The following is a 22,115-nucleotide window of genomic DNA, read 5'->3' on the forward strand; positions in this document are numbered from 1 at the left end:
GGACTTCCCCGGAGGAAGAACCTATTTTATTTCACGCCGTAACGGTAGAACCTTTTTCAAGTCCTCCACCAGAGGTGGAGGGTTTAGACCGCAACTAATAATTTTTTCATTTCCGTTGTCCTCCCTTAAAAGTGTTTTGTTTTAAAAAACCGCTTACAGGTACTTGCTTGCAACAATCTGAAGCTGTTTTTTTACAGCTTGATTGTTGTACACTTCTGCCCTATCACCTCCTTTCAAATGACTTGCCGGTTATTGCTGCAAAAGGCGCGCAGCGCCTCTGGTTTGCTGCCTGTCAATTTTTAAAACCATCCGCGCGGGAAATCGCCGGGCCTTTTGGCAGGAAATTCCGGCTGGTGCGGATATTTGTCGGTGGTTCTGTGATGGTACGACAGTATTTGGACGTTTTTGGCTTGCGGCGCACGGAGGCATGCGCCGGGCTGACATTTTACGGAATTGTGGTTTCGGGGCTTGCGGTTCATATGAAATGGTTGCAAATCCTTTTGTTAAGATGGTTGCAACAAAAAAGACACGCAAATGAAATGATTACCAGCACAACTAAAGCAATTTTTCAGCAATGTCAACCCAAAACACAAAAAAATGTTTCCAAATGCTGCCCATGTGCTGGTTTATGAACATAGTTCAAAAACAAATATTTGAAATAACAGTTTTTTCGCCCATTCCAACCGCCCTGAAACCAAAGCATTTTTTCGGGGCTCCAAATCCTCTGTCGCCCGTTTGTTCCGTTTTTTCCCGCATCCCTTTCCCAGAAACCCGAACATGCCCGCATTTTTCCCCAAAGACCCAAATTTCCGGAAAGCAGAGGACGGAGGACAGAGGACGGAGGACAGAGGACGGAGGACGGAGGACAGAGGACAGAGGACAGAGGACAGAGGACAGAGGACAGAGGACAGAGGACGGAGGACGGAGGACGGAGGACAGAGGACGGAGGACAGAGGACGGAGGACAGAGGACGGAGGACAGAGGACGGAGGACAGAGGACGGAGGACGGAGGACGGAGGACAGAGGACGGAGGACAGAGGACGGAGGACAGAGGACAGAGGACAGAGGACAGAGGACAGAGGACAGAGGACGGAGGACGGAGGACAGAGGACGGAGGACAGAGGACGGAGGACGGAGGACAGAGGACGGAGGACAGAGGACGGAGGACGGAGGACAGAGGACGGAGGACGGAAGGCAGTGATCAGTGGTCGGTGGTCAGGAGCAAGAAGGCGGAAAGAACATCAGGCAATCAAACAGGAATGAAAGAAATGACAAAACAAGAACAGTTTAGTGATCAGTTTCAAACCGGGGTTACCGCCCCCCAAACACTGCCGGCAAGAGCTGCCTGCTTTTGCGCCCTGCCCGCCACTCCTCCCCCGTTCCAGGCCGGCCCCGGGGAAGGGGGCGGTTTTTGAAGCGACATTGCGATTTTTGCCGGACAGGCAAAAATCTCAGGAGCAAAAAAACCAACCCCGACTCCGGCGCCGCCTCCAAAGAAGTCCCCTGTACATTTACAACATCTTGAGAAAAAAAGAAATTTCTTCTCCAGAAAGGGGCCGGAATCCCCGGTTTTTAATTGACAGACAGGCAAATCTTAAATATTTTTGAATAAATTCGCTTTATTCAATAATGAAACGTTGGCTGCGAGTAACTGCTGCTATGGGTAAACTGGAAAAAGTGTACCAGCATATTCTGCTACGAAAATCAGATTCAAATGTATCTTTTGAAAACTTATGCACACTGCTTAAAAAACTCGGATTTGATGAGCGCATTAAGGGCGATCATCACATCTTTACCCGTGCAGACATTGAGGAAATTCTCAATTTGCAGCCAAAAGGCGCTAAAGCCAAGCCTTATCAGGTCAAACAGGTCAGAGGGATCATCCTGAAATACAATTTGCATGTTGGGGAATGATGATGGGAAAAAAATATGAAATCATTATATTCTGGAGCTCAGAGGACAACGCTTATATCGCCGAAGTCCCGGAGCTGCCCGGTTGCATGGCCGATGGCAATACCTACCAGGAAGCGCTCAAAAACGTGGAGCAGATTATCGATGAATGGATCGAAACCGCCACCCAACTCGGCAGACCCATCCCGCAGCCCAAAGGACGGCTGATGTATGCTTAAAACATTTTCCCGTGTGGGCGATTGCAGATCTGAAGTATTCTCCTGAAAAGATGCGTTTATATAAGGATAAATAATATGGCAGAACAAGAAAGTTTTGGCCGGTTGTTTGAAACCGGCGTGTACCGGCCGCCGAGCGAAGGCGGCAGCAACTCCCTGCTGCTGCGCTTTACCCGCAACTGCCCGTGGAACCGGTGCGCGTTTTGCGCCATGTACAAGACGGAAAAGTTCGAGGTGCGGCCGGTTGAAGAAATCAGGGCGGATATCGACGCCATGGCCCGGGTGCGCGACGAGCTTTATGAAATCTCCCGGCGGCGGGGCCTTGGAGATCAGGTCAACCGGCAGGCCATTGTGGAGCTCATTGAAAAATACCCGGAGTTCAACTATCATCAGGGTTTTGCCATGCTCATCAACTGGCTTATGGCCGGCGGGCGCACGGCATTTTTGCAGGATGCCAATACGGTGATCATGAAAACCCCTGATTTGGTGGAAGCCCTGCAGTATTTGCGCAAAAAATTTCCCTCCATCGAGCGGGTCACCACCTATGCCCGGTCCCGGACCCTGTCGCAAAAAAAGCCCGAAGAGCTCAAGGCCATCCGGCAAGCCGGACTGGACCGGGTCCACATCGGCCTGGAGACCGGCGATGACGAACTGCTGAAAAAAATCAACAAGGGCGTGGATGCCGACGGCCTGATCAAAGGCGGTCAAAAGGCCGTGGAAGCGGGTTTTCAGGTGTCTGAATACTGGATGCCCGGTCTGGGCGGAAAAGAGCTGTGGGAAAACCACGCTGTGAACACCGCCCGGGTGCTTTCCGCCATCAACCCCCATTACATCCGGTCCCGGCCGTTTCGGCCCCTGCCGGGCACGCCCATGTATGATCAATACCAGAAAGGCACACTGCAGCTTTTGTCCGCCACGGAACAGCTCCGGGAACTGGAACTGACCATGGAAAACCTGGAGGTCACCTCAAAGGTCTGCTTTGACCATGCGGGCAATTACTGGCGAAACTCCCGGGGCGGGCTGATGTTTTCCCACGATTACGAGGGCTACAAGTTCCCGGAACAGAAAGCCGAAGTCCTGGAAAAAATCAAGGACGGCTTAAACACCGACCACCCCATGCCCGGTTTTCTGCAGATGTGAAAAGAATTGTCACAGCCTGCCGGTTTAAAACAAAGGAGATCTCATGGAACTTAAAAACGCTTCTGCCATTGTCACCGGGTCATCATCGGGCATCGGGGCCGCTGTTGCCATGGAACTGGCAAAAAAGGGCTGGGGGAAAAGGCCTATGAAACCCTGAAAAATCAGTTTGAGGACGCCGCCCCCTTAAACCGCACCGCCACCCCGGAAACCGTTGCCCAAACACTTGGCTCTTTCATCAGCGGCGCGGACCTGACCACGGGCGAAACCCTGATCATCGACGGCGGCGCCCATCTGCACACCGCACCCATGCGGCGGTAATTTCGGCTGACTGGGCCACAACCCTGGTCAAATCATGCAAATCCCCTCTTGACATATACATATATTATATGCATAATTATTGCCATGAACACTGCTTGGGATCCCCAAAAAGCGAAAATCAATTTCCAGAAGCACAAAATTCGCTTTTCGGATGCTGAGGGCGTATTTTTTGATCCATACGCACTGACAATAGAGGAACAAAATTGTTTGGGCGAAAAACGATTTGTGACCGTTGGTGCAGACACTTTCGGGCGAATTGTGGTGGTGGTTTACACATACAGGGGTGAAACCATTCGCCTGATCTCCGCAAGAAAAGCAACATCAGGGGAAAGGCAGCAATATGAAAAAGGAATATAATTTTCAAAATGGAAAACAAGGCCCTGTTATTGCACAAAAAGGCAAATCCCGAATCACTATCTGCCTGGATTCGGATATTGTGGACGAATTCCGGGCCCGGGCAGATAAGGCGGGATACGGATATCAAACCATGATCAACGAAGCTCTGCGCCAGTATCTCGGAAAGAGCAGCAAATCACTGGATGAATCGGTTATCCGTCAGGTCATACGGGAAGAACTGGACCGCGCGGCCAATCATTGAGATGATTTTCCCTGTTGAAAAATTGGCATGCAAGCATAACCGGAGAAGATCATGGATGCCGGGAAAAAACAAACCGATGTGCTGCGGCAGATGCTTGAGAAAAGCCAACGGATCATTGTGTTTACAGGAGCCGGTATCAGCACGGAGTCCGGAATCCCGGATTTCAGAAGCCCGGGCGGCATCTGGAGCAAAAACCGGCCCATCAATTTCCAGGATTTTGTTTCTTCTGAAGAAATGCGCATTGAATCCTGGCGCCGCAGATTCGCCCTGGGCGAAGTCCTGGACCCGGCCCGGCCCAATTCCGGCCACCTGGCCGTGGCCAAACTGGTCCAGCGCGGCAAGGCCGCCTGCGTGATCACCCAGAACATAGACGGCCTGCACCAGCAGGCCGGGGTTCCGGACGACAAGGTTATCGAACTGCACGGCAACACCCATTATGCCGTGTGCCTATAAAAAAAACAAAACCATCAATTAAAGGAAGTATTTATGAACCTGTTTGAAGTCAATACAGACACCTGCAACCAGGACGGCATCTGCGCGGCAGTGTGCCCGGCCCAGATCATCTCCTTTTCCAAAGGACAATATCCCGAGCCTGTGGCAGATGCCGACGAACTCTGCATCCGGTGCGGCCACTGCGTGGCGGTCTGCCCCACCGGGAGCCTGACCCACAAAGACATGCCCGCGGAAAAATGCCCGCCGGTCCGGCCCGAAATGCTGCCAAGCCCGGAGCAATGCGAACATTTTTTCCGCATGCGGCGCTCCATCCGCACCTACAAGGACAAGGCCGTGGATGGCGATACAGTCTCCCGCCTGATCCACATGGCCCGGTTCGCCCCCACCGGACACAATTCCCAGTGCGTGGAATGGACCGTGATCGGCGGCAGGGACAAACTCGCAAACCTGGGCGAAGTCGTGGTGGACTGGATGCGCTGGATGATCGAAAACATGCCAGAGGCGGCAGCGGCCGTGCACATGGACCGGGCCGTGGCCCGGTGGGAAAGCGGTAAGGACGTGATTTTCCGGGGCGCACCCATGCTGGTTCTGGCCCATGGGGACAAAAGTCTTCCGCCTGCGCCCGCGGCCTGCACCATTGCCATGGCCTACCTGGAACTGGCCGCCCCCACCCTGGGCCTGGGCGGCTGCTGGGCCGGTTATTTCATGGCCGCGGCCGGCAATTTCCCGCCCATGAAAGAGGCCCTGACCCTGCCCGAAGGCCATCAGTGTTATGCCGCCATGATGATCGGATATCCCCGGTTTTCCTACAAACGCCTGCCGCTTCGAAATGCCCCGAAAATCAACTGGCAAATCAAATAAAAGAGGTGGGATATGCCTCCTTTTTCCGGCTGCCCTTTGTGCGGGGAAAAAGCGGTTGAACCCTACACTGCCGACCGGCTGCGGACATATTGGATCTGCAGCCGGTGCAGGCTGGTGTTTGTGCCGGAAAAACAACATGTATCACCGGCCCGGGAAAAGGCCCGGTATGACGAGCACAACAATGACCCGGATGATCCGGGTTACCGGAAATTTTTAAGCCGGCTGGCCGAACCCTTGTACAACAAACTGCCTTCAGGGGCATCCGGTCTGGATTTCGGCTGCGGGCCCGGCCCGGCGCTGGCAGCCATGCTCCGGGAGCAGGGCTTTGATACAGCGGTTTATGACAAGTTCTATGCCGCAGATTGCCGGGTGCTTGAAAAAACATACGATTTTATCACCGCCACAGAAGTGCTCGAACACCTCCGCCAGCCCGGAAAGGACCTGAACCGGCTCTGGCAGATCCTGCGGCCCGGCGGCATTTTCGGCATCATGACCAAGCTGGTCAAAGACAAAGCCGCCTTTGACACCTGGCACTACAAACGAGACCCCACCCATGTCTGCTTTTTCTCCGTTGAAACCCTGATTTGGCTCGGGGATTTTTTCCGGGCGCAGGTGGAATTTATCAACAGCGACACGATATTGTTTTATAAAACCAAAGCGCTCTGAACGATCCCGGCACTTGCCCTTTTTGTTTCAAGGACCTGTTGCTGGTATAAGTATTTGAACCTTGAACATTGAACGAAGTTAGAAGTTCAAGATCAAGGCTTGGCGCTTGCCGAAGAATGCGGCGCAATTCGCCGTACATGAAATTCTGAGAAATCGCGCGTAACGCGGATATTGGACACTTTACAGAAATCAACCAATATGCAATAAAAATAAATGACTCACAATGGCTCAACCCACAACCTTTCAATGCCATGATCAATGATGGATGAACTGGAATGGCAAACCCGAAGAGACCGGATCAACAAACGGCTACAGGCACTGAGCCGGCCCTGGATCATTATTTCCTCCCGGGAAACGGGCACAACACCTCTTACCTGTCACGCTGTTGAAGAATACTCCACTGCAAACGGACCTGCAGATTACGCACTTTTTGTAAACGGCCACCTTCTGGGCATTATTGAGGCCAAAAAAGTAAAAGTCGGTCCCCAGAATGTCCTGGAACAGGCCAAGCGGTATGCCAAAGGCGCCTTTAACAGCGTCGGCACCTGGAACGGGTACAAGGTGCCGTTTCTTTATGCCACCAACGGCGAAACCATCTGGTTTGTGGATGTCCGCCATCCCAACAACCTTGCCCGAAAAATCAGCGCGTTTCACACGCCGGATGCGCTTGCGGAATTCTTTGACGCGGATGTAACCGGGCGCTATGCGCATCTTCAACAGGATGCCCCGGCAATCAAGGGACTCCGCCCCTACCAGCAGGAAGCCGTGGAATCAATCGAAAATGCCATTGCCGCACGAAAACGTGCCATGCTCCTGGCCATGGCCACCGGCACAGGCAAAACCTTTACCACCGTATCCCTGATCTACCGGCTGCTTAAAACCAAGGCCGCCCGGCGGATACTCTTCCTGGTGGACCGGCGGGCATTGGCTGCCCAGGCAGTGCGGGAACTGTCTGCTTTCACCACCCCGTCAGGCAGCAAGTTCAACAATGAATACGAGGTGTACAGCCAGCGATTCCGAAGAGAGGACCTGGAGGAAGACCAGCCTTTTGACAACAAAGTGCTGCCAAACGAATACCTGACCGCACCGAAACCGGCCCATACTTTTGTGTATGTCTGCACCATCCAGCGGATGACCATTAACCTGTTCGGCTGGGAAAATGCATTTGCACAACCGGAAAGCGACCCGGATTATGAAGCTGAAACCGAAGCACTGGATATTCCGATCCATGCTTTTGACATCATTATCGCGGATGAATGCCACAGGGGCTATACCGCCCGGGAAACCGCGGTGCGCCGGAAAACCATGGAATATTTCGATGCTGTAAAAATCGGGCTCACCGCCACTCCGGCAGCCCATACCCTTGCCTTGTTCCGGGAAGTGGTTTACCGGTACACAACAGAACAGGCCATCCAGGACGGCTATCTGGTGGATTACGAGGCTGTCAAAATCGCCTCTGATATCCGAATGAAAGGAATTTTTTTAAAGCCCGGGGAATCTGTAGGCATCGTTGACACGGAAACCGGAAACGAAGCCTATGATGAACTGGAAGACGAAAGGGAATTTCCCACCCGGGAAATTGAACAGAAAGTCACCGCACCGGAAAGCAACCGGAAAATCATACGGGAAATCGCCGCCCATGCGTATCAGCATCAGAAGGAGACAGGTCATTTCCCCAAAACCCTGATCTTTGCGGCAAACGATCTGCCCCACACATCCCACTGCGATCAACTGGTCCGGATCTGCAAAGAGGAATTCGAACTGGGCGACGAGTCAGTGAAAAAAATCACCGGCAGCCCGAGCGTGGACCGGCCGCTTCAAAAAATCCGGGAATTCCGGAACCGTCCTGACCCCAAGATCGTGGTCACCGTGGATATGCTGACCACCGGCGTGGACATCCCGCCCCTGGAGTTTCTGGTATTTCTGCGGCCGGTCAAATCCCGCATCCTGTGGGTGCAGATGCTGGGCCGGGGAACCCGCAGGTGCCCGGAAATCCACAAGGAAAAATTCGTGATTTTCGACTGCTTTGACGGCACGCTGATCCAATATTTTCAAAACACAACGGATTTCCGGATCGAGCCGCCCCAAAAGGAAACCATACCCATATCCCGGGTGATTGAAAACATTTACCAGAACGTGGACCGGGCATATTACACCCGGGTGCTGGTGAGAAGACTGCGCCGGATCGAACGCACCATGAGCGGGCAGGCCCGGGAACAGTTTGCCGCATTTATCCCGGACGGCGACATGGCCAGATTCGCGGATGCGCTGCCCGAACGGCTGAAAAATGCATTCCCGGAAACCATGAAGACCCTTCGCAATACTGAATTCCAGGATCTGCTGGTCAAATATCCCAGAGCCAAACGATCGTTTCTGGTTGCCTATGAAGCCGAAGATACCGTGTCTTCTGAAACCGTATTTCTTGCCGGCGGAAATTATCAAAAACCCGGGGACTATCTTGACGCATTCGCCCGGTTTGTGACAGAAAATCCGGAACAGATCGAAGCGATCCGCATCCTGCTGGAACGGCCGGCGCAATGGCGCACTGACGCCCTGGATGAATTGCGCAAAAAATTACACCAAAACCGTTTTGATGAAGAAGCCCTTCGGCGGGCACACCAGCTGGTGTATAACAAGGCCCTGGCAGACATCATATCCATGGTCAAACACAGCGCGGACGAACAGCAGCCGCTGCTCACCGCTGAAGAGCGGGTGGATCAGGCCCTGGCCCGGGTGACCGCCGGCAGAAGCTTTACACCGGAACAGCAGCAATGGCTGAACCTGATCCGGGAACACATGATCGCAAACCTGGCCATCGAACTGAATCATTTCGACTATGCCCCGATTTTTGAGCGCAAAGGCGGACTGAGCCGCGCCCGCGCATTGTTTGAGACGGATCTGGAACGACTGATCGAGGAACTCAACTACGAAGTGGCTGCATGAACATGCGGCACCTGCTTTATCCAAAGGAAACCGAATGTCAGACATTGTCAACAAGCTCTGGGGCTTCTGCCACACGCTCCGCCACGACGGCATCGATTACGGGGACTACATTGAACAGCTCACCTACCTGCTTTTTCTCAAGATGGCAGATGAGCGGGGCATTGCCATCCCGGAGCAATATAACTGGGAAAGCCTGAAAAAAGAATCCGGACAGGATCTGCTGGACCGTTACGCGGAAATTCTGCGCAATCTCCGGGAACAGCCGGGTTTGCTCGGCGATATTTTCACCCAGGCAATGGCCCGGTTCAACAATCCCGTGAACCTCAAGCAGCTGATTGCCATGATCGACCGGGAAAACTGGTCTGCCATGGACGTTGACGTCAAAGGCGCAGCCTTTGAGGGCCTGCTGGAAAGATCGGCCAGTGAGGGGAAAAAAGGGGCCGGACAGTATTTCACCCCCAGGGAGCTGATCAAGTCCATCATTCGGGTCACGCAACCGGATCCCCGGAGGCACAAAAATTTCGCCGTCTGCGACCCGGCCTGCGGCACCGGCGGTTTTCTGGTTTCCGCATACGAGTGGCTCATGGAAAAGACCAAAGGTGCGCTTCGGATCAGCGAAGTGGAGCGCATCCGGAAAAAGACCTATTACGGCCAGGAATTCGTTCCCCGGCCCAGGCGCCTGGCCCTGATGAACCTGTTTCTCCACGGCATCCAAGCCACCGTTTATTACGGGGACACCATTTACGAGCCGAACCGGGGCGAGCGCTACGACTGCGTGCTTACCAATCCCCCGTTCGGCACAAAGGGCGCCAACCAGGTCCCTGACCGTGATGATTTCACCATTGCCACCAGCAACAAGCAGCTCAACTTTGTCCAGCACTGCATGAATATTCTCAAGCCCGGCGGCCGCTGCGCCATTGTGCTGCCGGACAACTGCCTGTTCGAAGGCAAGGCCGGCGAGGTGTTTGAAATCCTGATGCAGGACTGCAACGTGCATACCATCCTGCGGCTGCCCCGGGGGACCTTCACCCCCTACAGCCCGGGAGTCAAGGCCAACGTGGTCTTTTTCCAGAAAGGACTGCCTACGGAAAATACCTGGATATTCGACGCCCGCTCCAACGTGCCCGGCATCACGAAAAAAGAAAGACCCCTGACCGCAGAGCATTTTGCCGAATTCGAGCAATGCTACGGCCCGGACCCGGACGGCAGAAGCCAGCGCACCGACCTCGGCCCGGAGGGCCGTTTCCGGCGCTTCCACATCAGCGACATCAAGGAACGCGAATACAAGCTGGACATCACCTGGCTCCGGGACGAATCCCTGGAGGACGCCAATGACCTGCCTGAGCCGGAGGTGCTGGTTTCGGAGGCGATTACGGAGCTGGAGGCGGTGGTGGATGATTTAAGGAGAATCTTGCAATCCGTTGAAAATAATGGTGAATAATTTTGTACAAACCAAGTCATTGGGCCAAATGCACAATTGATGAAATTGCAGTTGTATTCCTAGGCAAAACTCCTCGGAAAAACCAATACAAGTCAAAAGGCAAAAATAAAGTAATAAAATTTCGAGATCTTAAGGAAGGACAAATAGACTTCAATAATGATAAAGAAGGATTTGTCGTTGATGATGCAGAGCTATTGAGATCTTTGAAAAAATTGAAAAAAAAAGATATTCTTATTACTTCCGCAGCTCATTCAGGAGAGAACATCGGTAAAAAATGTTCTATAATAAGTGAATTACCGCCAACATATGAAAGTATTTTTTTCACCGGGGAACTTTTAAACATTCGTTGTTTATATAATGAGAGCATGGCAAAATGGCTTTTTTACTTCTTTTCATCTAAATACGGTGTAAAAGAAATTCAAAAAGCTGTTTCGGGTGTTCATCTTACATCTGGCCGAGCAAAACTGATGGAGGTTGTGATTCCGCCCGATAAAGAAAGGGCGCGCATAGTCGCCAAACTGGAAAAATTACTGACCAGAGTGGACCAATGCCAGGCGCGGCTTGAAAAAATTCCGGGCATCCTCGAAAACTTTCGAACAACCATTATTTCGGCAGCGTGTACCGGAAAACTGACCAAAGACTGGAGACAGAAAAACAAAGATGCAAAATCAGCAAGCTCGGGACCACACCATCCAACTCCGAACAAAAAAAGCCAGAAAAAACCTTCTTATTTTCAGAGAAACTGGTTTGAAGAATTACCTGCATCCTGGAGTTGGGCATATTTATCTGAAATATCTGACTGCCGCCTCGGCAAGATGCTTGATAAAAGCAAAAACAAGGGAGAAAAAACAAGATATTTAAGAAACATAAACGTCCGGTGGTTCACTGTTGATCTGACTGACCTGCTTGAAATTCGGGCATCTGCAGAGGATAAAAGAAAGTTAAGTTTAAAAAAAGGTGATGTTTTGGTCTGCGAAGGAGGCGAACCGGGAAGAGCAGCGGTTTGGAATCGTGAAGATTCCGATATCATTTACCAAAAGGCCTTACATCGAGTCAGATCCGATGGCTCCTTTTTGCCTTCATGGCTGGTATACAACCTGAAAAATGATTCAAAAAACTGGCGGTTGTCATCGTTATTCACAGGCACGACAATAAAACACCTGACCGGCCAATCCCTTGCAAAGTACCCCTTGGCAATCCCGCCGATTGAAGAACAGAAAGAAATCATAAGGCGTATTGAAAAACTTTTTCAACTCGCCGACCATATCGAACACCGCTACCACAAGGCCAAAACGCACATCGACCACCTCACCCAGTCCATCCTTGCCAAGGCCTTTCGCGGTGAACTGGTCCCCCAGAACCCGAATGACGAGCCGGCCGCCGAACTCCTGAGACAGATTAAAAACGAAAAAGATCGGCAATCCCCTGAAAACAAATCAGGACGAAATTCAAAAAACCAGAACCAAAAGAAAAAGGCGCGGGCATGAAAGACTCGATCAAGACAGAATCCGATTACGAGAAGGCCCTCGAACGTATCGCCGCTTTGATGAATGCCGCCCCGGGATCTCCGGAAGCCGATGAACTGAAAAGACTTGCCGTGCTGGTGGACAATTACGAGTCCGTGCATTACCCCATTGACCCGCCGGCACCCGAGGATCTAATCGAGTTTAGAAAAGAACAGGCGAGACAAAAAACGTAACCGGAAAATTTGCCATCACAGGAACGCAGAACCATGCGGAAAATCAAAACCCTTCCAAAATGGGACCGTCCCAGGGAAAAGCTGCAGAACAGAGGGGCGCAGGCATTGTCAGACCTTGAGCTCATGGCGATTCTGCTCGGCTCCGGCACCCCGCAGCACGATGTCATGTCTCTTGCGGAAAAAGCGGTAAAAGTGGCGGATAAGACCAATGCAAAACCTTCTCTCGATGATTTGCTCGCCATTGACGGCATCGGCCCGGCCAAGGCCGGTCTGATTGCCGCAGCCCTGGAATTTGCCCGCCGCAGAATAAAACCGGAAGGCATCAAAATTGCGTTTCCGCCGGACGTGCTGCCCCTGATTCAACACCTGGCAGACCGCAAACAGGAACATTTCATCTGCATTTCCTTAAACGGCGGCCACGAAGTCTTGGCGGTGCGCACGGTTTCCGTAGGCTTGGTCAATCAATCCCAGGTTCACCCCCGCGAAGTCTTTGCCGATCCCATCACCGACCGGGCAACTGCGGTTATCGTCGCCCACAACCATCCCGGCGGCAGCCTGCACCCCAGTAAAGAGGACATGAAAATCACCCGTCAGCTAAAAAAGGCAGGGGAAATCCTGGGCATCAGCCTGCTGGATCACATCATTTTTAACGCAAGGGGATATTACAGCTTCCTGGAAAACGGAGATTTCAATGACGACCCTCACCTATAACATCTGTTGCGATGAATCCGATCTCCGTAAAACAAACCGACCAAGGGGAATAGCAGAAGTTGCCGCAAGGCATATCAAAATGCTGACAGGGTAAGAAAACAAAAGCCGCCAAGCTGACTTGACGGCTTTGATTGCTCCTTCTACACATGGCAGATGAGACTGATTCAACAATAGCTATTCTGTGCTCATTGTCAATTTTTGACATGACATGAACGTCCAAAAAAATTTGTCAGAATCGGCGCCAACTAAAAAGCTGCCCAAAAAACGCATGACAGATGGAAAAATCCCGGGTTCATAACCAAAGCTCCCCTGATGAAAAAATCGCCTTGTTCCGTTCGTTTTTCCGCGGCCGGGATGATGTCTATCCCCGGCGCTTTGAGAGCAGGAAATCGGGCAAAACCGGTTACCAGCCGGCCTGTGCCAATGAGTGGGCAAAGGGACTATGCGATAAACGCGCTGTTAAATGCACCCAGTGCCCGAATCAACGATTCCTTGCTGTCACAGATACGGTGATCCGATGGCATTTGTCTGGCTGTGATGACGGCGGTCGGGATTTTGTCATGGGCATTTACCCCATGCTTTTTGATGAGACCTGCTTTTTTCTGGCAGCTGATTTTGACAAGACAACATGGCAGAAAGATGCCCAGGCATTTATGGAAACTTGTGAGCAGATGAATCTTCATGCAGCCCTTGAGCGTTCCCGTTCCGGAAACGGTGCGCACGTGTGGTTGTTTTTCGAAGAGCCGGTTCCGGCTGTCCTGGCAAGAAAACTGGGCGCCTGCGTTTTGACCCGGACCATGGAAAACCGGCCGGATATGGGACTTGATTCATATGACCGGTTTTTCCCCAACCAGGACACCCTGCCCAAAGGCGGTTTGGGCAGCCTGATAGCCCTGCCCCTGCAGAAAAAAGCCCGGGAATCGGCAAACAGCGTTTTTCTTGACAAGCATTTCAGACCGTATCCGGACCAGTGGGTTTTTTTGTCAACCCTGATGAAAAACTTCCGCAGTCTTACAGAAACCATTGTGGATGCGGCGGAACAGAAAAACCAGGTGATGGGGGTCCGGTTTCCGCCGGCTGAAGACCCGGAGGATGCCCCCTGGGAGGCACCTCCTTCCAGACGACCCAAAGAACCGAAAATCACGGACGTACCAGATGAACTGACACTGATTCTGGGGGATCAGATCTATATATCCAAAGATGCGCTTTCCCCGGCTCTGCGCAACCGGCTCCTGCGCCTGGCGGCTTTTCAGAATCCGGAATTTTACAGAGCCCAGGCCATGCGCCTGCCCACCTATGACAAGCCAAGGATTATCGCATGCGCAGAGCAGTATCCGCAGCATATCGGACTTCCCCGGGGCTGTATTCCGGATATTGAAAAACTGTTTTCAGAGCTCAACATCAAGCCCGTGATCCGGGATGAACGTTTTCAGGGCAGACCGCTGCCGGTTTCATTTCAGGGGAGACTGCGCCCGGAGCAGATCACTGCAGCAGAAGCAATGGCAGCACACGACAATGGGGTTTTGGCCGCTGCCACGGCTTTTGGCAAAACCGTGATTGCCGCATGGCTGATCGCCCAGCGAGGTGTCAACACCCTTGTGCTGGTCCATCGAAAGCAGCTCATGGAGCAGTGGATCAACCGCCTGACTGCATTTCTGGATCCGCCGGCAGAATCCATCGGGTCCATGGGCAGCGGCAGAAAAAAACTGACCGGCGCTCTGGATGTGGCCCTGATTCAAAGCTTGGTGCGCAAAGGCCAGGTCAATGACCTGGTGGCTGATTACGGACACATTGTGGTGGACGAGTGCCATCACCTTTCTGCAAGAAGCTTTGAACTGGTGGCCCGGCGCGCAAAAGCCCGGTTTGTAACCGGCCTGTCAGCCACAGTGACCCGAAAAGACGGACATCATCCCATTATTTTCATGCAATGCGGGCCGGTGCGATATCGCGTTGATGCCAAAAAACAGGCAGACAAAAGTCCGCTGCAGCATAAAGTCATTGTCCGCCCGACAGATTTTCAAACCCAGACAGCCGATAATCCGGACGTTCGGATTCAATTTCAAGCTTTATACCTGGAACTGATGGCGGATGAAAACCGCAACCAGCTCATCTGCGGCGATGTGATCCAGGCGGTCAGAAACGGACGATCCCCGATTGTTTTAACAGAGAGAACCCAGCATCTGGAAATTCTGGCAGAACGACTACGGCCGGAAATACAGCATTTGCTTGTTTACCGGGGCGGCATGGGGAAAAAGGTTATGGCAGATCTTTCTGACAGACTCGCAGCCATAGATCCTCATGAAGAAAGGGTATTGCTCGCCACCGGCCGGTATATCGGAGAAGGGTTTGATGATAAACGGCTTGACACGCTTTTTCTGACCCTGCCGGTGTCATGGAAAGGAACCGTGGCACAATATGTCGGGCGGCTGCACCGTTTGCACGATACCAAGCGCGAGGTCTGCGTCTATGACTACGCAGACCTCAACGTGCCCATGCTGGCCAGGATGTTTGACCGGCGCTGCCGGGGATATGAAGGCGTCGGCTACACCATCGAGCTGCCGGCCAGTGCTGTTCCGGGATGGCCCGCAGATGCAGAACTTCCGGTTGATCCTGCCTGGAAACAGGATTATGCCGCCAGTGTACGACGGCTCATTCGCGACGGGGTGGACAAGCCTTTGGCCTCCCTGTTTATTCAAGCGGCCGGAGCTGCGCCTGGGGAAACAAAAATCCAAGGAGGGGCACGAAGTGCCACCGAGGCATTTCTTTACCAGCGGCTGCAAACCCTGCCTCAGACCGCTGGCAGATTTGAATTGAATCAGACCCTGCCCATTTCCTTTGACGGCCATGGCAAGATGGAAGTGGATCTGCTGGACAAAGACAACCGGATCGCCATTGAAATTGACGGCGCTCAGCACCTGGATGATCCGCAGGCATATCGCCGGGACCGGCGCAAAGACCTGCTTCTCCAGGAAAACGGATATATTGTCCTCCGTTTCCTGACCACAGATGTGGGCACCCACTTAGATCAGGTGCTGGACGCCATTGTCCGGACAGTCGTCCATCGCTCAGGGCAACCGGGTGCACTAGGCGTCATCATTGATTGACAAAACAAACACGATGCTTTAATTTAATACCACAATGATCATACCAAAATATTCTGAGTGCAAAACAATCAAAAAAATCAAAGCCGATAAATATGAAAGTCAAAACATCAATCACGCTGTCCCGGGATTTAGTCTGTCAGATAGACGCGCTGTCAGGGCGATATGGCAACCGATCCGCATTTATTGAAAAAGCGGTACGGGCGTTGATCGATACGGAAACCAAGCGTGCACGGGATCTCAAAGATTTAAAAATTCTCAACGAACAAGCCTCTGAACTCAATAAAGAAGCAGAGGATGTTCTGGATTTTCAGGCGGACTTGTGAAACGCGGGGAGCTTTATCGAGTCTATAAAGGCGCTGCCCATGATCCGAAACGCTACCGTGTTTTTGTGGTCATCAGCCGCCAGGTTCTGCTTGACTCCAGGCTTTCAACTGCCATCTGCGCCCCTGTATATAGTTCTTACCACGGTCTTTCCACCCAGGTACCGGTTGGTATCGACAATGGGCTGAAACATGACAGCAGCATCCATTGCGATGAACTGGTCAGTATTCCCAAACGCTTGCTGAAAAATTTTGTCGGCACGCTGTATCCCGTTCAAATGACTGTCCTGGACAAAGCCCTGGCCATAGCTGTGGGCATCGACAGCTGAAATCCGCGCGGCGCCGCCTCAGGGGCGAATATGTTCTGCAAATTCGTTGAAAGCCACATGGATGGGAATGGCAAATCCCAGGCCCTCGAACTTGCGGGTGAGTTCCTTAAAGGAGTTGATCCCGGCCACCCGGCCCTGGCGGGTCACCAGGGGGCCGCCGCTGTTTCCGGGATAGATTTTGGCATCGGTCTGGATGAAATTGGACTTGAACCCGGCAATAATGCCCCGGCTCATTGAATCCCGGAGGCCCAGGGGGCTGCCGATGGCATAGACCTGATCTCCCTGGGAAAGCGGGCCCGGGTTGGCCGGGGCGATAAAAGGGGTTTTGTACCCGTCGATTTTTAAAAGCGCCAGATCATGGCTGCGGCTTTTGGCCACCAGATAGGCGGGGATTTCCCGGCCGTCCTTGCATATGACCTTGAAATGGCGGCTCAGCGCTGCAGTGGCGTTTTTGTAACGATACGAGCTGATCTGTCTTTCGTATTCAGCCTTTTTGTCCTCATATTCGGCCTTTTGCTGTTCAAAGCGCTTCTTATACGCCTCGTATCGATCCTTTTCAATGGCATAGCGCCGCTTTTCCCGCTGCCTGGCCGCGCCCCTGGGCATCCTGTCTATGCTTGTCCGGTACTGGTTCAAATGCCGGGCAAACTTGCGCAGGCGCTGTTTTTCATCTGCGATCTGCTTGTCTGCGGCCGCAAACCGTTTCTCTATTTTCTCTATTGCCGCATCGCTTCGCTCAAGGGTATTCGAACTTGTCTGGATCACATGCCGGTTGGTGAGAATATAACCGTTTTCATTAACAAAAAAGCCGGAACCGGTTCCAATGCCCGTCTTTATGGTCACCGCGGCCAGGGCCGCGGCCTCCACCGGGCTTGAGGGGTTGTAGCGGTTGTGCAGGTCCGCCTTCAGATCCCGGCCTGAGGCGGGCCCGTGGCGGCCGGAGCGCCCGGCCGATTCCACCCGCTTTGCTTCGCCTTCGGGCGCGGTGTCGGTAAAATGCCATTTGCCGTCTGCATCCTGGTATTTGTAAATTTCAGACAACACCGGCGCGGCTGCAAAAGCAGTCACCAAAATCACCAGAACGGCCGGAAAAACCATTTTTCTCAGCATTTTTCTCCCCTGAACATTGACGCGCTCGTAAAAAGTCGATTTTCAGATGGCGCTGTAAAAAGTTCAAGATCAAGGCTTGCGCGATTTCGAAGAATGCAGCGTACTGATCCGTACGTGAAATTCTGAGAAATCGCGCGTAACGCAGATATTGGACTTTTTGCGGTGCCATCAACATTAATCCGCGTTTTTAAATCAGGCCCCTTTCCCCCAGGTTTCCGTAGCGGTGGTAATTGTTGCACACGGCCTGTTCCTGCAGATACTGGAGCAGTTCCAGGCGGCCTTCCATGTAAACCGGGGTGCGGGAAACATAAAACCCGGTTTCCGCGGCCTTTTCATAGACCACGGCAGGCACCCGGTCGGCGGCGGCATACCGGATCCGGTCGATTTCGCCCATGATCTCACACAACCGCTGGTCTGTCTGCTCAACGATCTCCCCGTTTCTGAAAAACCGGCGGCCGTGACGGGTGTTCAGAAACCGGGCCGCAGGCCCGGAAAGCCCGGGCGGAATGCTGACTGTGGCCGTGCACCCGGTGATCCGGGCAGCGGCAATCCGGGCCAGCACTTCAAATACCGAGTCCTTTTCACTGACCCGGACCACCACCCGGCCCTTGGGCAGATACCGAAGGTGATTGTCCTGGCCGCGCAGATGAAAATAATCATGCTCTTGGCCAAACTCCTGCTCCCACCAGTGGAGATAGCTTTTAACCGCATAAACCACCTTTTCCAGATCTCCGGCAAGGTCTGCATCAAACCTGTTCCAGCGCAGGTCAATCTGCCATTCATTGACAATGCGCAGCAAATGGCTGTCTTCGCAAATGTCGCCAACAGCCGGATACCCGGTTTCGGCAAAATCCATGAACTGGTAGACGTAATTGGGGCTGCCGGCCTTGATCCCCGCGCCCAGGGCGGACTTTCCCATTCCGCCGAAAGGCTGGCGCAGCACAATGGCGCCGGTGGTGCCCTTGTTGATATACAAATTGCCGGCTTTGATCCCGGCTTTCCATTTTTCCTGCTCCCGGCGGTCCAGGCTTTCCAGCCCCGAGGTCAGGCCGTATCCGGTCATGTTGACCAGATCAATGGCATGATCCAGGCTTTGGGCGCGCATGACCCCGATGACAGGGCCGAAAAATTCTGTCATGTGGGTATAGCCGCCCGGCTTTACCCCCCACTTGATCCCCGGGCTCCAGATATAGGGATTGGCCGCCACCGGCCCGGGTTTTAAGGCCCAGGATTCGCCCTCTTCGAGCTGTGTCAGGGCCCGGTGCAGATCCCCGTCCGGCGGGGCGATGACCGCGCCCACCTTGTTTTGAAACTCCCAGCAGGAGCCGGTCTTGCAGCTTTTGGCCGCATCCGCGAGCTGGCGGCGGAAAAGTTGGTCATCATAGACCTCCTTTTCCAATATCACCAGGGAGGTGGCGCTGCATTTCTGACCGGAGTTGCTGAAGGCCGAATGCACGATATTTTTGATGGCCTGGTCCCGGTCGGACATGGCCGTGACAATGGTGGCGTTTTTGCCGCCGGTTTCCGCAGCCAGCTGGACGTCCGGGCGGTTTTTCAATATTCGCAGGCCCGTATCCGTGCCCCCGGTCAAAATAATATAGTCCACCTCCGGGTTGCCGGTTAACTCGCTGCCTGCGGTGCTGCCGGCACACGGGATGAACTGGAGCGTTTTTTTCGACACCCCGGCCCGGTAAAAACACTTCACCAGTTCCCAGGCCGTGAGCACGGCCGATGATGCGGGCTTGAACAACACGGTGTTTCCGGCCGCCAGGGATGCGGCAATCCCGCCGCAGGGAATGGCAATGGGAAAATTCCAGGGCGTGATCACAAGGCCCACGCCCCTGGGGCGAACGCGGACATTGTCCATGTTGTGAAAGATTTTGGCGCTGTGCGGGTAAAACTCTGTGAAATCAATGGCCTCTGACACCTCTGGGTCGCTTTCGGCAAACATCTTGCCCCAGTTGGCCGCAGCCGCGCCGATCAGATCGCCCCGGGCCTTTCTGAGCTCATGGCACACCCGGTCCAGGATCTGGTGTCGTTTTTCCTGGGTTTTCTCCCGCCATCCGTCCGGGTCCCGGCGGGCGGTTTCAACCGCGCGCCGGATGTCCTCGGTCCCGGCCAGGCCATACACGGCTGTTGTGACCGCATCCCCGGAATCCGGGTTATACGTGGTCACGTCAATGACATTTCTGGTTTCACGGTCCTGGAAAATTTCATCTCCGTCTATGACCACCGGGATTTCAATGGGATCATCATCGGCGGATTTCCGCCATTTGTCCCGGATGGTTTTGGCCCATTTCTGGTTGGGCGGCAGGGACCAGTCCGTATCCGGCTCATTGGTGAACCGGTTGGTAAAAAACGCCCCGATTTGCTCATCAAATGTTTCCGTGTTTCTGTTCTGGGTCCGGCTGGGTGCAGCCGGGGCCGCATCCATATGCCGGCAGGACTGTTCAAACTGGTCTTTTAAAAACGTCCAGGCGCGGGAGTTGGTTGTCAGGTAAGGGGCATAGCGCAGGAAATTTTCCGGGGAGGTGTTTTCATCCAGCCGCCGGATCAAATAGGCAATGGCATTGATAAACTGGTCCTTTGAGGCCACCGGCGCATAAAGCAGGATATCTCTGACGCTTTCCTGCAGGGTCCGGCGCATGTGATCGGCCATGCCTTCGAGCATTTCAAACCAGAAAAACTCGGTCACGCCCAGGGCATGGCCCAGCTCATGGGCATAGGCCAGTTCAAACAGGTTATGGGAGGCCACCCCCAGGTGCACGGCCCGGATGTGTTCGGGCTGCATGGCATAGGAAACCATGCGCTTGTAATTGGCATCCACGTCCATTTTGTTGTCATATGTGGCAAGCGGCCAGTTGAAATGAGAAGATTCCAGCAGCTCCATCTCAAGATTGGCGCCCTTGACAATGCGCAGCTTGATGGGCGCCCCGCCGGCGTCCACCCGCTTAATGGCCCATTGGGTCAAGCGCTGCTGCATCGGATAGGCATCGGGCAGATAAGCCTGCAGGACAATGCCGGCGGAATAGTCTAAAAATTCCGCTTTTTCCAGGGTCCGGACAAAGGCCTCGCAGGTAATGTGGATATCGCGGTATTCTTCCATGTCCATGTTGACGATCTTGGGCACAACCTCACCGTTTTCCCGGGTGAAATAATTTTGCCTGGCCACCCGCAGCAGTTGTGAAAGTCTTTCCACCAGGAGTTCCACGGTGTGCTCAAAGGCCATGGGCGAGATCTGGGAATACAGGGTGGAGATTTTCACCGAGATGTATTCCACATCCGGATCCTTCATGTCGTCAATATAGGTCTGCAGCCGGCGCAGGGACTCTTCTTCGCCAAGAACGGCCTCGCCCAGGTGGTTGATGTTCATGCGCACGCCCTGGGCTCTTCGTTTTTCCAGGTGCCGGTGCAGGGGTTTGGATTCGCCCGGGATAATGGCCCGGGACGAGGAATTGCGCATCTGCTCCACCATCCGGGGCACGGCGATATTGGGGAAATGCCGCCCCATGCCCATAAACATCTGGATCAGCAGCCGCTCCACCCGGGAGAAAAAATCCGGGACCCCGTATTCGGAGAGCAGGTGATTGACCTGGTCGGCCACCCGCTCATGATCGTAGGACCGGAAGCACTGGTCGATCATGCGGGTGAGCACCACCTTGTCCAGGGGGTGGGTCAGCAGACGCTTCATCTGCTGCTGGATGTGTTTTTCCTCTGCGGTAAGCAGCTCATTTGCCCGGTTCTGCCATTTGGCGGCAAGTGCGGCAGCGCTTTGTTCAATTTGGTCCGGATTCGGGGTGTTCATTGTTCCTCCAGCAAGGGTGAAAACATTGCCGCCGCAACGCCAATGGCCAAACAGAGAGCAGCAAGGGCGGGCTTTGTGTTATTTTATATCCTTGGTCGGTATTATAGCATATAATGGATAAATTTCCATTGAAGACAAGACAGGATTTACAGAAAAAGGCGGAAAATGAAAGAAGTGATCATCACAGAGGAACCCATTGCGCTCTACAAGCTGCTCAAGCTCGAAAATTTGACTGCAAGCGGCGGAGAGGCCAAGTACGTGATTGCCCAGGGCATGGTTCAGGTCAACCAGCAAACTGAAACCAGAAAGCGCAAAAAAATCTTTGCCGGCGATCTGGTGGAATTTGCCGGCCGGCAGCTCCGGGTGCAGGTGCAGGGAAAATGATCCGCCGCTTTTCCATGTCAACATCCCGGATGCATTATATAAGGATTTGGCTTGACTGCAGGTGTATTTGTACATACAATAGACACACAAATACAAGAAACGGAGGC

22 protein-coding genes are annotated in these 22,115 nt (G+C 53.4%); 19 read left to right on the top strand and 3 right to left on the bottom strand.

Annotation, left to right across the window (positions count from 1 at the left end):
* Nucleotides 1–167: 167 nt before the first annotated feature.
* The 18 genes from ACTCIA_RS05655 to ACTCIA_RS05740 all read left to right on the top strand — a co-directional run bounded on the left by ACTCIA_RS05655 (nucleotide 168) and on the right by ACTCIA_RS05740 (nucleotide 16,709).
* A complete protein-coding gene (locus ACTCIA_RS05655; RefSeq protein WP_463000827.1) occupies nucleotides 168–632 on the top strand; it encodes a hypothetical protein in 465 nt (154 codons plus the stop codon).
* A 997-nt stretch (nucleotides 633–1,629) separates the two neighbouring features.
* A complete protein-coding gene (locus ACTCIA_RS05660) occupies nucleotides 1,630–1,914 on the top strand; it encodes a type II toxin-antitoxin system HicA family toxin (RefSeq protein WP_463000828.1) in 285 nt (94 codons plus the stop codon).
* A 2-nt stretch (nucleotides 1,915–1,916) separates the two neighbouring features.
* The gene (locus ACTCIA_RS05665) at nucleotides 1,917–2,129 is read left to right on the top strand and encodes a type II toxin-antitoxin system HicB family antitoxin (RefSeq protein ID WP_463000829.1); all 213 of its coding nucleotides are present in this window, start codon (nucleotides 1,917–1,919) and stop codon (nucleotides 2,127–2,129) included.
* Between the two features lie 75 nt (nucleotides 2,130–2,204).
* A complete protein-coding gene (locus tag ACTCIA_RS05670; protein WP_463000830.1) occupies nucleotides 2,205–3,266 on the top strand; it encodes a radical SAM protein in 1,062 nt (353 codons plus the stop codon).
* A 153-nt stretch (nucleotides 3,267–3,419) separates the two neighbouring features.
* Entirely contained in the window at nucleotides 3,420–3,584 is a 165-nt protein-coding gene (locus tag ACTCIA_RS05675; RefSeq protein WP_463000880.1) for a hypothetical protein, read from the top strand.
* Between the two features lie 84 nt (nucleotides 3,585–3,668).
* The gene (locus tag ACTCIA_RS05680; protein ID WP_463000831.1) at nucleotides 3,669–3,941 is read left to right on the top strand and encodes a BrnT family toxin; all 273 of its coding nucleotides are present in this window, start codon (nucleotides 3,669–3,671) and stop codon (nucleotides 3,939–3,941) included.
* On the top strand, nucleotides 3,925–4,182 hold the full coding sequence (locus ACTCIA_RS05685; protein ID WP_463000832.1) for a BrnA antitoxin family protein: 258 nt from the start codon (nucleotides 3,925–3,927) through the stop codon (nucleotides 4,180–4,182). The genes ACTCIA_RS05680 and ACTCIA_RS05685 overlap by 17 nt, the downstream gene beginning before the upstream one ends.
* Before the next feature lie 51 nt (nucleotides 4,183–4,233).
* Nucleotides 4,234–4,635: an SIR2 family NAD-dependent protein deacylase gene (locus tag ACTCIA_RS05690; protein ID WP_463000833.1), complete on the top strand. Its 402-nt coding sequence runs from the start codon at nucleotides 4,234–4,236 to the stop codon at nucleotides 4,633–4,635.
* A 33-nt stretch (nucleotides 4,636–4,668) separates the two neighbouring features.
* The gene (locus ACTCIA_RS05695) at nucleotides 4,669–5,496 is read left to right on the top strand and encodes a nitroreductase family protein (RefSeq protein ID WP_463000834.1); all 828 of its coding nucleotides are present in this window, start codon (nucleotides 4,669–4,671) and stop codon (nucleotides 5,494–5,496) included.
* Between the two features lie 12 nt (nucleotides 5,497–5,508).
* The gene (locus ACTCIA_RS05700) at nucleotides 5,509–6,162 is read left to right on the top strand and encodes a class I SAM-dependent methyltransferase (RefSeq protein ID WP_463000835.1); all 654 of its coding nucleotides are present in this window, start codon (nucleotides 5,509–5,511) and stop codon (nucleotides 6,160–6,162) included.
* Nucleotides 6,163–6,423: 261 nt separating this feature from the next.
* The gene (locus tag ACTCIA_RS05705; RefSeq protein WP_463000836.1) at nucleotides 6,424–9,105 is read left to right on the top strand and encodes a type I restriction endonuclease subunit R; all 2,682 of its coding nucleotides are present in this window, start codon (nucleotides 6,424–6,426) and stop codon (nucleotides 9,103–9,105) included.
* Nucleotides 9,106–9,139: 34 nt separating this feature from the next.
* Nucleotides 9,140–10,546: a type I restriction-modification system subunit M gene (locus ACTCIA_RS05710; RefSeq protein ID WP_463000837.1), complete on the top strand. Its 1,407-nt coding sequence runs from the start codon at nucleotides 9,140–9,142 to the stop codon at nucleotides 10,544–10,546.
* Between the two features lie 2 nt (nucleotides 10,547–10,548).
* A complete protein-coding gene (locus ACTCIA_RS05715) occupies nucleotides 10,549–12,033 on the top strand; it encodes a restriction endonuclease subunit S (protein ID WP_463000838.1) in 1,485 nt (494 codons plus the stop codon).
* Nucleotides 12,030–12,245 (top strand): hypothetical protein, encoded by a 216-nt coding sequence (locus ACTCIA_RS05720; protein WP_463000839.1) that lies wholly within the window; start codon nucleotides 12,030–12,032, stop codon nucleotides 12,243–12,245. The genes ACTCIA_RS05715 and ACTCIA_RS05720 overlap by 4 nt, the downstream gene beginning before the upstream one ends.
* A 33-nt stretch (nucleotides 12,246–12,278) precedes the next feature.
* Nucleotides 12,279–12,956, top strand: coding sequence for a RadC family protein (radC, locus tag ACTCIA_RS05725; protein ID WP_463000840.1), 678 nt, complete (start codon nucleotides 12,279–12,281; stop codon nucleotides 12,954–12,956).
* Between the two features lie 275 nt (nucleotides 12,957–13,231).
* Nucleotides 13,232–16,060 (top strand): TOTE conflict system archaeo-eukaryotic primase domain-containing protein, encoded by a 2,829-nt coding sequence (locus ACTCIA_RS05730; RefSeq protein ID WP_463000841.1) that lies wholly within the window; start codon nucleotides 13,232–13,234, stop codon nucleotides 16,058–16,060.
* Nucleotides 16,061–16,152: 92 nt separating this feature from the next.
* On the top strand, nucleotides 16,153–16,383 hold the full coding sequence (locus tag ACTCIA_RS05735) for a ribbon-helix-helix domain-containing protein (protein WP_463000842.1): 231 nt from the start codon (nucleotides 16,153–16,155) through the stop codon (nucleotides 16,381–16,383).
* The gene (locus tag ACTCIA_RS05740) at nucleotides 16,380–16,709 is read left to right on the top strand and encodes a type II toxin-antitoxin system PemK/MazF family toxin (protein WP_463000843.1); all 330 of its coding nucleotides are present in this window, start codon (nucleotides 16,380–16,382) and stop codon (nucleotides 16,707–16,709) included. The genes ACTCIA_RS05735 and ACTCIA_RS05740 overlap by 4 nt, the downstream gene beginning before the upstream one ends.
* 18 nt (nucleotides 16,710–16,727) lie before the next feature.
* On the opposite strand, the gene ACTCIA_RS05745 is transcribed toward ACTCIA_RS05740, so the two are convergent.
* Genes ACTCIA_RS05745 through ACTCIA_RS05755 form a run of 3 tightly spaced genes read right to left on the bottom strand, consistent with a single transcriptional unit; the run spans nucleotide 16,728 to nucleotide 21,624 of the window.
* Nucleotides 16,728–17,819, bottom strand: coding sequence for a trypsin-like peptidase domain-containing protein (locus tag ACTCIA_RS05745; RefSeq protein ID WP_463000844.1), 1,092 nt, complete (start codon nucleotides 17,817–17,819; stop codon nucleotides 16,728–16,730).
* A complete protein-coding gene (locus ACTCIA_RS05750) occupies nucleotides 17,743–17,988 on the bottom strand; it encodes a hypothetical protein (protein ID WP_463000845.1) in 246 nt (81 codons plus the stop codon). The genes ACTCIA_RS05745 and ACTCIA_RS05750 overlap by 77 nt, the downstream gene beginning before the upstream one ends.
* Before the next feature lie 18 nt (nucleotides 17,989–18,006).
* Complete coding sequence (locus tag ACTCIA_RS05755) at nucleotides 18,007–21,624, bottom strand: proline dehydrogenase family protein (RefSeq protein WP_463000846.1); 3,618 nt, start codon at nucleotides 21,622–21,624, stop codon at nucleotides 18,007–18,009.
* A gap of 165 nt (nucleotides 21,625–21,789) precedes the next feature.
* On the opposite strand from ACTCIA_RS05755, the gene ACTCIA_RS05760 reads away from it, so the two are divergent.
* Entirely contained in the window at nucleotides 21,790–22,008 is a 219-nt protein-coding gene (locus ACTCIA_RS05760) for an RNA-binding S4 domain-containing protein (RefSeq protein WP_463000847.1), read from the top strand.
* Nucleotides 22,009–22,115: the final 107 nt, after the last annotated feature.

The organism is Desulfosalsimonas sp. (assembly GCF_055149105.1).